The 10164-nt window shown below is 42.8% G+C and carries 21 protein-coding genes; all 21 read left to right on the forward strand.

Features of this window, described 5'->3' with window-relative positions:
* The first annotated feature begins 2 nt into the window (after positions 1–2).
* Positions 3–437: a 50S ribosomal protein L16 gene (gene rplP, locus CES82_RS03800; protein WP_089088830.1), complete on the forward strand. Its 435-nt coding sequence runs from the start codon at positions 3–5 to the stop codon at positions 435–437.
* Entirely contained in the window at positions 427–621 is a 195-nt protein-coding gene (gene rpmC, locus CES82_RS03805) for a 50S ribosomal protein L29 (protein ID WP_054653941.1), read from the forward strand. Before rplP ends, rpmC begins: the two co-directional genes overlap by 11 nt.
* Positions 622–647: 26 nt before the next feature.
* The gene (gene rpsQ, locus CES82_RS03810) at positions 648–914 is read left to right on the forward strand and encodes a 30S ribosomal protein S17 (protein WP_098823985.1); all 267 of its coding nucleotides are present in this window, start codon (positions 648–650) and stop codon (positions 912–914) included.
* A 53-nt stretch (positions 915–967) separates the two neighbouring features.
* Complete coding sequence (rplN, locus tag CES82_RS03815; protein WP_054653945.1) at positions 968–1336, forward strand: 50S ribosomal protein L14; 369 nt, start codon at positions 968–970, stop codon at positions 1334–1336.
* A gap of 30 nt (positions 1337–1366) precedes the next feature.
* The gene (gene rplX / locus CES82_RS03820) at positions 1367–1678 is read left to right on the forward strand and encodes a 50S ribosomal protein L24 (RefSeq protein WP_098823986.1); all 312 of its coding nucleotides are present in this window, start codon (positions 1367–1369) and stop codon (positions 1676–1678) included.
* Between the two features lie 25 nt (positions 1679–1703).
* Entirely contained in the window at positions 1704–2246 is a 543-nt protein-coding gene (gene rplE, locus CES82_RS03825) for a 50S ribosomal protein L5 (RefSeq protein ID WP_098823987.1), read from the forward strand.
* A gap of 13 nt (positions 2247–2259) precedes the next feature.
* A complete protein-coding gene (locus tag CES82_RS03830) occupies positions 2260–2445 on the forward strand; it encodes a type Z 30S ribosomal protein S14 (protein ID WP_089109056.1) in 186 nt (61 codons plus the stop codon).
* A gap of 29 nt (positions 2446–2474) precedes the next feature.
* Complete coding sequence (gene rpsH / locus CES82_RS03835; RefSeq protein WP_089109055.1) at positions 2475–2873, forward strand: 30S ribosomal protein S8; 399 nt, start codon at positions 2475–2477, stop codon at positions 2871–2873.
* Positions 2874–2903: 30 nt separating this feature from the next.
* Positions 2904–3437, forward strand: coding sequence for a 50S ribosomal protein L6 (gene rplF, locus CES82_RS03840; RefSeq protein ID WP_098823988.1), 534 nt, complete (start codon positions 2904–2906; stop codon positions 3435–3437).
* A 34-nt stretch (positions 3438–3471) separates the two neighbouring features.
* A complete protein-coding gene (gene rplR / locus CES82_RS03845; protein WP_305792668.1) occupies positions 3472–3837 on the forward strand; it encodes a 50S ribosomal protein L18 in 366 nt (121 codons plus the stop codon).
* A gap of 19 nt (positions 3838–3856) precedes the next feature.
* Positions 3857–4360 (forward strand): 30S ribosomal protein S5, encoded by a 504-nt coding sequence (gene rpsE / locus CES82_RS03850; RefSeq protein WP_098823990.1) that lies wholly within the window; start codon positions 3857–3859, stop codon positions 4358–4360.
* Between the two features lie 12 nt (positions 4361–4372).
* A complete protein-coding gene (gene rpmD, locus CES82_RS03855; RefSeq protein ID WP_098823991.1) occupies positions 4373–4555 on the forward strand; it encodes a 50S ribosomal protein L30 in 183 nt (60 codons plus the stop codon).
* Positions 4556–4583: 28 nt separating this feature from the next.
* Entirely contained in the window at positions 4584–5021 is a 438-nt protein-coding gene (rplO, locus tag CES82_RS03860; protein ID WP_098823992.1) for a 50S ribosomal protein L15, read from the forward strand.
* On the forward strand, positions 5021–6334 hold the full coding sequence (gene secY / locus CES82_RS03865; protein ID WP_098823993.1) for a preprotein translocase subunit SecY: 1314 nt from the start codon (positions 5021–5023) through the stop codon (positions 6332–6334). The genes rplO and secY overlap by 1 nt, the downstream gene beginning before the upstream one ends.
* 74 nt (positions 6335–6408) lie before the next feature.
* Positions 6409–7068 (forward strand): adenylate kinase, encoded by a 660-nt coding sequence (locus CES82_RS03870; protein WP_098823994.1) that lies wholly within the window; start codon positions 6409–6411, stop codon positions 7066–7068.
* Between the two features lie 133 nt (positions 7069–7201).
* Positions 7202–7417, forward strand: coding sequence for a translation initiation factor IF-1 (infA, locus tag CES82_RS03875; RefSeq protein ID WP_010619611.1), 216 nt, complete (start codon positions 7202–7204; stop codon positions 7415–7417).
* A 45-nt stretch (positions 7418–7462) separates the two neighbouring features.
* Positions 7463–7582 (forward strand): 50S ribosomal protein L36, encoded by a 120-nt coding sequence (gene rpmJ, locus CES82_RS03880; RefSeq protein ID WP_089088817.1) that lies wholly within the window; start codon positions 7463–7465, stop codon positions 7580–7582.
* Positions 7583–7610: 28 nt separating this feature from the next.
* Positions 7611–7976, forward strand: a complete 366-nt coding sequence (gene rpsM / locus CES82_RS03885; protein ID WP_098823995.1) for a 30S ribosomal protein S13 — start codon at positions 7611–7613, stop codon at positions 7974–7976.
* A 27-nt stretch (positions 7977–8003) separates the two neighbouring features.
* On the forward strand, positions 8004–8393 hold the full coding sequence (rpsK, locus tag CES82_RS03890) for a 30S ribosomal protein S11 (protein ID WP_054653968.1): 390 nt from the start codon (positions 8004–8006) through the stop codon (positions 8391–8393).
* An 85-nt stretch (positions 8394–8478) separates the two neighbouring features.
* Positions 8479–9426, forward strand: a complete 948-nt coding sequence (locus CES82_RS03895; RefSeq protein WP_098823996.1) for a DNA-directed RNA polymerase subunit alpha — start codon at positions 8479–8481, stop codon at positions 9424–9426.
* Positions 9427–9455: 29 nt separating this feature from the next.
* Positions 9456–9839 (forward strand): 50S ribosomal protein L17, encoded by a 384-nt coding sequence (gene rplQ, locus CES82_RS03900; RefSeq protein ID WP_098823997.1) that lies wholly within the window; start codon positions 9456–9458, stop codon positions 9837–9839.
* The last annotated feature ends 325 nt before the right edge of the window (positions 9840–10164 follow it).

Raw genomic sequence — 10164 nt, forward strand, 5'->3', positions numbered from 1 at the left:
CAATGCTAGTACCTAAGCGAGTAAAACATCGTCGTGAACATCGTGGTAAGTTACGTGGCGCTGCTAAAGGCGGCAAGTCAGTTGCTTTCGGTGATTACGGTTTACAAGCACTTGATTCAAGCTGGATCTCAAACCGTCAGATTGAAGCAGCCCGTGTTGCTATGACGCGTTACATGAAGCGTGGCGGTAAAGTTTGGATTAAGATTTTCCCTCACAAATCCTACACCGAAAAGGGTGTTGGTGTTCGTATGGGTAATGGTAAGGGTGCTCCTGCAGGATGGGTTGCACCGGTTAAACGTGAAAAGGTGATGTTCGAAGTCGGTGGCGTTTCTGAAGAAGTTGCACATGAAGCTTTACGCTTAGCAGCTATGAAACTGCCAGTTCGTACGAAGATCATCCCTCGCGAGGAAGTAGGTGGCGAATCAAATGAAGGCTAAAGATATTAAAGAATTAACCACTGCTGAAATGCTCGAAAAAGAAAAGAGCTACAAAGACGAATTATTCAACCTTCGTTTCCAATTGGCTACTGGCCAACTTGAAAATACTGCTCGTTTGAAGCAGGTTCGTAAGGATATTGCACGGATTAAAACTGTGCTTCGTCAACAAGAGTTAAACAAGTAAAGAATACGATAAAGGAGGAATAATTAATGGCTGAAGAACGTAACGCTCGTAAGACATACCGTGGCCGTGTCGTTTCTGATAAGATGGAAAAGACGATCACAGTAGCCGTTGAAACTACCAAGATGCATCCAGTATATGGTAAGCGGATCAAGTACACTAAAAAGTACAAAGTTCGTGATGAAAACAACGAAGCCAAGATGGGCGACCTTGTTGAAATCATGGAAACACGTCCGTTATCTAAGACTGTTCGTTTCCGACTTCTTAAAGTTGTTGAAAAGGCAGTTACTATCTAGTTTCGACATTTATCGTATTCTGTTTTACTTAGAAGTGAAAGGAGGACACTAACGTGATCCAACAAGAATCTCGTTTAAAAGTCGCTGATAACTCTGGTGCCCGGGAAATTTTAACTATTAAAGTTCTGGGTGGTTCAAAGCGACGTTATGCAAGTATTGGTGACGTTATCGTTGCAACTGTTAAACAAGCAACACCAGGTGGCGTTGTCAAAAAAGGTGACGTTGTTAAAGCAGTTGTCGTTCGTACTACTTCCCGTGTACGCCGTGCCGATGGCTCATACATCAAATTTGATGAAAATGCTGCGGTATTAATCCGTGATGACAAGAGTCCACAAGGTACTCGTATTTTCGGACCAGTTGCGCGTGAACTACGTGACAATGATTATATGAAGATTGTTTCTCTTGCACCAGAAGTGCTCTAATCGTTCGAAAATAAGGAGGTGCCAAACAGGATGTTCATTAAAACTGGTGATAAAGTTCGCGTGATCAGCGGTAAAGATAAGGGTAAAGAAGGAACTGTTACTAAGACCCTTAATGCTCAAAACCGTGTCATCGTCGAAGGTATCAACATGATCAAGAAGCATCAAAAAGCTTCTCAAACTAATCCTCAAGGTGGCATCATTGATACTGAAGCACCAATTCAAGTATCTAACGTGATGCTCCTTGACCCTTCTACCAACGAACCAACCCGTGTTGGTTTCCGCGTAGAAGACGGCAAGAAGGTTCGCTTCGCTAAAAAGAGCGGCGAAACCATCGACAAATAATCAAGGAAGGAGGACAAATTAACTAATGGCTAATCGTTTACAAGAAAAGTACAACAAAGAAATCGTTCCATCAATGATTGAAAAGTTTAACTACACTTCAATCATGCAAGCACCTAAGTTGGACAAGATCGTCTTAAACATGGGTGTTGGTGATGCAACTACAAACGCTAAAAACTTGGATGAAGCAGTTGAAGAACTAGGCTTGATTGCAGGTCAAAAGCCTTTGATTACTAAAGCTAAGAAGTCAATCGCCGGTTTCCGTTTACGTGAAGGCAACGCTATCGGTGCCAAAGTTACATTACGTGGCGAACGGATGTATGATTTCTTAGATAAGTTAGTTAACGTTTCATTACCACGTGTTCGTGATTTCCATGGTATCAGTTCTCGCGCCTTTGATGGTCGTGGTAACTATACGCTCGGTGTTCGTGAACAATTGATTTTCCCAGAAATCGATTATGATAAAGTTAACCGTGTTCGTGGTCTTGACATTGTTGTTGTCACTACTGCAAATACAGATGAAGAATCACGCGAGTTGTTAACGCAGCTTGGCATGCCATTTACTAAGTAAGGAGGGTATTATTGTGGCTAAAAAATCATTAATTGTTAAGAGTCAGCGTCCAGCTAAGTACTCGACACAAGCTTATACACGTTGCGAACGTTGTGGTCGTCCACATTCAGTTTATCGCAAATTCCACTTATGCCGACTTTGCTTACGGGAACTTGCCCACAAGGGTCAAATTCCTGGCATGAAGAAAGCTAGCTGGTAAGATTTCATAACAAAGGAGGATAAACGTTAATGTCTATGACTGACCCAATTGCAGACTTCTTAACTCGGATCCGTAATGCCAACATGGTATATCACGAATCATTAGAAGTTCCTGCATCAAAGATGAAGCGCGACATTGCTGAAATTTTGAAGCGCGAAGGTTTCGTACGCGACGTCGAATATATCGATGATAACAAACAAGGTATCATCCGTGTATTCCTCAAGTACGGCCGTGATAAGCAACGCGTCATTTCAGGTTTGAAGCGTATTTCAAAGCCAGGTTTACGTACCTACGTTAAATCTGATGCTGTTCCTAAGGTCCTTAACGGATTAGGAATTGCAATCATCTCAACATCTGAAGGTGTTGTTACTGATAAAGAAGCACGTGCAAAGAAAATCGGTGGCGAAGTACTCGCCTACGTTTGGTAATATTTTAAAAAGCAGGGAGGTGTCCACTCAATGAGTCGTATTGGTTACAAGACAGTTACTATTCCAGATGGTGTTGACGTAAAACGCGACGGTAACGATGTTACAGTTAAAGGTCCTAAGGGTACCATTACTCGTACATTCTCACCAATCATCACCATGACCGTTTCTGATGGCGAAGTTAACTTCGATCGTCCAGATAACAACAACAAGACCCGTGCCTTACACGGAACCACTCGTGCCAACTTCAACAACATGGTTGAAGGGGTTACTAAGGGCTTCGCTAAGACCTTGAAGCTTGTCGGTGTTGGTTATCGTGCCCAATTAAAGGGTAAGTTGATTTTAAGTGTTGGTTATTCCAACCCCGTTGAAATCGACGTTCCTTCAACTTTAAAGGTTGAAGTTCCTGATAACAACACAATCAACATCAGCGGTATCAGTAAGCAAGAAGTCGGTGACTTCGCAGCTGAAATCCGTGCCGTTCGTTCACCAGAACCTTACAAAGGTAAGGGTATTCGTTACGAGAATGAACACATTAGCCTTAAAGAAGGTAAAACTGGTAAATAATGCTGCATAAGCATTCTACAAATAATTTAAAGAGGTGACTATTTTGATTTCGAAACCAGATAAGAACAAGACACGTCAAAAGCGTCATATGCGTGTCCGGAACAAGATTTCTGGTACTGCAGAGCGCCCACGCTTAAATGTTTTCCGTTCAAACAAAAACATCTACGCTCAAGTAATTGATGACGTAGCGGGTGTGACGCTGGTCAGTGCCTCGACTTTAGATAGTGAAATAGCTGCAGGTAACAAGACTGAACAAGCCCAAGCAGTTGGTAAACTTGTTGCAGAACGTGCTGCTGCTAAAAAGATTTCCGAAGTTGTTTTCGATCGTGGCGGTTACTTATACCACGGACGTGTTGAAGCATTAGCTGAAGCAGCTCGTGAAAACGGCTTAAATTTCTAAAAAGGAGGAATAACCACTAATGGCAAAGTTTATTGATCCTGAGAAGTTGGATCTCGAAGACAACGTTGTATCAATCAACCGAATCACTAAAGTTGTAAAAGGTGGACGTCGTCTGCGTTTCGCTGCTCTTGTTGTTGTCGGCGATCACAACGGTCACGTTGGCTTTGGTACTGGTAAAGCTCAAGAAGTTCCAGAAGCTATTCGTAAGGCTGTTGAAGCAGCTCGCAAGAACTTAATCCAAGTTCCAATCGTGGGTACTACCATTCCCCATGAAGTTCTCGGAACTTACGATGGTGGCCGGATTATGTTAAAGCCTGCCGCAGAAGGTTCTGGAGTTACTGCTGGTGGTGCTGTTCGTGCCGTCATGGAATTAGCTGGTGTCGCTGATGTTACAAGTAAGCGACTTGGCTCTGATACACCAATCAACGCCATTCGTGCTACGTTTGAAGGTTTGAAACAACTCAAGCGTGCTGAAGAGGTTGCTGATTTACGTGGTGTTTCAGTTCAACACTTAGCTGAATAGGAGGATCTCAACATGGCTGATTTAAAAGTTACTTTGATTCATAGTGCTGCCCACCGTCTTCCTAAACAACGTAAGATCGTTGAAGCCCTTGGCTTAAAGAAGGTTAATAGCTCTGTTGTTCGTCCGGACAACGCAGCTACCCGTGGTGCATTGTTCCAAGTTGCACACTTAATCAGAGTAGAAGAAGTAAAGTAAACTAATTAATAAGGAGGTGCCTTCATTCATGAAGTTGAACGAATTACAACCATCTGAAGGATCACGTGTAGCGCGTATGCGTAAAGGACGTGGCCGTTCTGCTGGTAAGGGTAAGACATCAGGCCGTGGCCAAAAGGGTCAAAAGGCTCGTAGCAAGACCCGTCTTGGTTTCGAAGGTGGCCAAATGCCACTGTACCGTCGTATTCCAAAGCGTGGATTTACTAGCATGAACCGTACGGAATATGCATTGGTAAACCTTGAAACACTTAACGACCGTTTTGAAGATGGTGCAGAAGTTACTCCTGCAGCATTAGTAAAAGCTGGTCTTGTTAAGAACGAAAAAGTCGCCGTTAAAGTATTAGGTAACGGTGAAATCTCAAAGAAGCTTACGGTTAAAGCACAAAAGTTCTCTGCAAGTGCTAGTGCCGCAATCGAAGCAGCAGGCGGTAAAACTGAGGTGATTTAATGCTGTCGACCATGAAAAACGCGTTTAAGGTTAAAGACATTCGGAATAAGATTCTCTTTACACTGATGGTTTTGGTTGTCTTTCGTCTTGGCTCCTACATTACTGTGCCAGGAGTTAACGCAAAGGCATTACAAAGCGTTGCGTCTTCTGGATTGGTTAGCATTTTAAACATGTTCAGTGGTGGTGGCTTAACCAACTATTCCATCTTTGCGATGGGTGTTTCGCCATACATTACCGCACAAATTGTGATCCAACTTCTACAAATGGACATTGTGCCTCGTTATGTAGAATGGAGTAAGCAAGGGGAAGTTGGTCGGCGTAAGCTGAACCAACACACACGTTATTTAACGATTATCCTAGCGTTTGTGCAATCAATTGGGATTACTGCTGGGTTCAACACCTTAAGTAGTTTAAATTTGGTGCAAAACCCTGGTGTTAAAACGTATGCGATGATTGGTCTGATTTTGACTGGTGGCACCATGTTAACCACTTGGATGGGTGACATGATTACCGACCATGGTTTGGGTAACGGGGTTTCAATGATTATCTTTGCGGGTATCGTTGCTCGGTTCCCAACCGGGGTTTATCAGTTATATCAAACTTACCTTCAAAACTTATCTGCTTCTGATTGGTGGATCGGTGCATTGATTGTCTTGGCTGTCGTAATTGCCGTTTTGCTTATTGTTACTTGGGTAACTTGGGTACAACAAGCTGATCGGAAGATTCCAATTCAATATACGCGTCGTGTTTCCGGTGATCCAGATAGCAGTTATCTACCTTTAAAGGTTAACGTCGCTGGTGTTATTCCCGTTATCTTCGCAAGTTCGTTTATTGCGACGCCACAAACTGTTTTGATGGCGTTTGCGAATAACCACTCTGAAGATACCTGGTATCAAGTATTGACCAATATCTTTAACATGCAGACAACGAGCGGGACAATCTTATACACGATTTTAATTATTTTGTTCACGTTCTTCTATGCATTCGTTCAGGTTAACCCTGAAAAATTATCTGAGAATTTACAGAAACAAGGAAGTTACATTCCGGGTGTCTGGCCTGGTCATGAAACTCAAGTTTACGTATCTAACTTACTGATGCGTTTGAGTACTGTCGGGGCACTATTCTTAGGGTTGGTTGCTTTGATTCCACTAGTTGCTCAAAACGTTTGGAATCTGAATGAATCGATTGGACTTGGCGGTACTAGTCTACTTATCGTAGTCGGTGTTGCTATCCAAACGATCCAACAGGTCGAAGGGCTTATGATGAAACGGACTTACGTTGGTTTCATTCAAGATCCCCGTCCAGCTGAATGAGACGAGTAATGGTGTGATGACCTGGTTCAGCACACCATCTTGTCATTAAAGAGAACTGCTAGGAGGAAACAAACATGTCAATGAATTTAATTTTAATGGGTTTACCTGGTGCCGGTAAGGGAACCCAGGCCCAGAAGATTGTTGAAGACTTCGATATCTTGCATATCTCGACTGGTGACATTTTCCGTGAAGCCATGAAAAATGAAACTGAGATGGGACTTGCAGCTAAGAAGTTTATTGACAAAGGTGAATTGGTTCCGGACGAAGTCACTAACGGAATCGTTAAAGACCGTTTAGGCCAAGACGATGTCGCAAAGGGCTACATGTTAGATGGTTATCCAAGAACAATTGACCAAGCTGAAGCACTTGATCAGTTTGGAACTGAACTTGGCCGGAACGTGGATGCTGTTATCAACATTCACGTAGAACCAAGTGTTCTGATTGAACGACTATCTGGCCGGTACATTTGCCGGACATGCGGCGCAACTTATCACAAGGTCTATAATCCTACAAAGGTTCCTGGAACTTGTGATGTTTGTGGCGGTCATGACTTCTATCAACGAGAAGACGATAAGCCTGAAACTGTAAAGAATCGTTTGGACGTTAACATGAAGATGAACACGCCGCTGGTAGACTTCTACCAGAAGAAGGGTTTACTTCACACCGTTGATGGTGATCGCGACATCCAAGATGTTTACAAAGATATCAAAGCGGTTCTTAGTCAACTTGCCTAAATGCCCTCAGTATAGAAGTTCTTGCTTCAAAAGTTATGGTGTGGTAAACTAACTCAGGTTAGCCTCAATTTATTATTGGGCAAGTCCGGGCATTATTTAATCATAGTCATAAAACACTCAAGGGGGTACGTTCGTGGCAAAAGACGTCATCGAAGTTGAAGGTAAAGTCACTGAAACACTGCCAAACGCAATGTTTCGGGTTGAACTCGAAAACGGTCATGAGATTTTAGCACACGTTTCTGGTAAGATTCGGATGCATTACATCCGGATTCTTCCTGGAGACCGTGTTACTGTTGAAATGTCGCCGTATGATTTGACCAAAGGCCGGATCACTTACCGGTTTAAGTAGGTTGGTTTTTGGTTTGCATTAGGACTATAGGAGGTTTTGATTCTCATGAAAGTACGTCCATCTGTTAAGAAAATGTGCGATCATTGTAAGATTATCAAGCGTAAGGGTCGAGTAATGGTTATTTGCTCAGCAAACCCTAAGCACAAACAACGTCAAGGTAAATAATTCATAATAATATAGGAGGTGCAACTTAATGGCTCGTATTGCTGGAGTTGACTTGCCACGTGACAAGCGAATTGTCATTGGCTTGACTTACATTTTCGGAATTGGCAACACTACTGCACAAAAAATCATTGAAGAGACCGGTGTATCACCAGACGTTCGCGTTCGTGATCTCGCCCCTGAAGATGAAGACAAGATTCGTGCAGCCGTAGACAACTACCAAGTTGAAGGTGACTTACGTCGTAAGGTTAGCTTGGATATCAAGCGTCTTCAAGAAATCGGTTCATACCGTGGTATGCGTCACCGTCGTGGCTTGCCCGTTCGTGGTCAACACACGAAGAACAATGCCCGCACTCGCAAAGGTAAAAAGACCTCTGTTGCAGGTAGAAAGAAATAATTTACTAAAAGGAGGGTATGACATTTTATGGCAACTAGAAAAACTTCGCGCAAACGCCGCGTAAAGAAAAATATCGAGTCTGGTGTTGCTCACATTCACTCAACATTTAACAACACTCTGGTCATGATTACTGACATGCAAGGTAACGCAATTGCTTGGTCTTCTGCTGGTTCATTAGGATTTAAGGGTAGTCGTAAATCAACTCCATTTGCTGCACAAATGGCTGCTGAAGCTGCTGCAAAGAACTCTATGGAACATGGTATGAAGACTGTTGAAGTTGCTGTTAAGGGCCCAGGTTCTGGTCGTGAAGCCGCTATCCGTGCTTTACAATCAACTGGACTTGAAGTTACTGCCATTCGGGACGTAACTCCAGTTCCTCATAATGGTTCTCGTCCTCCGAAGCGCCGTCGAGTTTAGTGTATCCTGTTTTAGTGGGCATACGACTACAAGATGGGACTTATTTATATGGCTCAACGCGTTTTGAAAGGGGTAAAAGATAAGAATGATCGAATTCGAAAAGCCTAACATTCACAAAATTGAAGAAAGCGACGATTACGGCAAATTTGTCGTTGAACCTCTCGAACGTGGTTACGGAACTACGTTAGGGAATTCTTTGAGACGAATTCTGCTTTCATCGCTGCCTGGTGCTGCTGTCACAAGTATTCAAATTGATGGCGTCTTACACGAATTTTCTACTATTGAAGGTGTCGTTGAGGATGTTACTCAGATTATTTTGAATACTAAGAAGATTTCGCTTAAGCTTGAGGGCCCTGATGATGAAATCGAGTCAATGGAAATTGACGTTAAGGGACCTGCCCAAGTTACAGCTGGTGACATTGCTGCTGACAGTGATGTCACAGTTCTCAATCCTGATCTTTACATTGCGACTGTCGCAGAAGGGGCAACCTTCCACATGCGAATGACTGCAAATAAAGGTCGTGGCTACGTTTCAGCTGACCGAAACAAGGCTAAGGAAGATATGCCAATTGGCGTTTTGCCTATTGACTCTATTTATACCCCAATCGAACGTGTTAACTATCAGGTTGAAAACACGCGGGTTGGTCAGAGAACTGACTATGATAAGCTGACCATGGATGTTTGGACCGATAGTTCAATCACTCCTAGCGAATCAATCAGTTTAGCTGCCAAGATTTTGACGGAACATTTAGCAATGTTTGTTGATTTAACTGACGAAGCTAAGAACGCTGAAATCATGGTTGAAAAAGAAGAGACCCACAAGGAAAAGATGCTTGAAATGACGATTGAAGAGCTTGACTTATCAGTCCGTTCATACAACTGTCTCAAACGTGCGGGAATCAACACTGTTCAAGAGCTGACCAACAAGACTGAAGCTGACATGATGAAGGTTCGTAACTTAGGCCGGAAGTCATTGGAAGAAGTCAAGGCAAAGCTCAACGATCTCGGGTTATCACTTCGTAAAGAAGACTAGTATAAATATAAAAAGGAGGGTATCCAGTAATGAGTTACCGTAAATTGCAACGAACAAGTTCACAACGTCGTGCGTTACTTCGTGATCTTACCACTGAATTATTAATTCATGGCCAAATCAAGACCACTGAAGCCCGTGCCAAAGAAGTACGTTCTACTACTGACAAAATGATCAGCTTAGGTAAGCGCGGAGACTTGCACGCTCGTCGTCAAGCCGCAGCATTCCTTCGTGATGTAGTTGCTGATGTTAAAGAAGATGGCGATAACATCCAAATCTCTACAGCATTGCAAAAGTTATTCAGCGAAGTTGCTCCTAAGTATGCTGACCGTAATGGTGGTTATACTCGTATCATGAAGACCATGCCTCGTCGTGGCGATGGCGCACAAATGGTTATTCTGCAACTTGTTGACTAATTAAGTAGTATTAAAGCTTTAAAGCAGTAATCGTGATCAGCTCTATTGCTGATCGCAATAGAATCACACCGAGTTTATGGTATAAAGCGCTATGATGATGATGAATTCGAGTCTAGCTTGAATGCGGTTTTGTCCGTGCACCATTTATTCGGTAGTGATTTTTTTGTGTCTTCAGTTTTATAGATAGACAAAATAAGCGGCTCTTTGACAACTGTTGTTGGTAAATTTATTAAATCAGTTCTAATCACTATTTCGTGATTAGGACTTTTTTAGTCTTAATACGCAAGGTATAAAGTACTCTTGCCCTAAACTTACGGAAGCTTTT

The sequence above is a fragment of the Secundilactobacillus silagincola genome, from assembly GCF_002583405.1.
Taxonomy (GTDB): domain Bacteria; phylum Bacillota; class Bacilli; order Lactobacillales; family Lactobacillaceae; genus Secundilactobacillus; species Secundilactobacillus silagincola.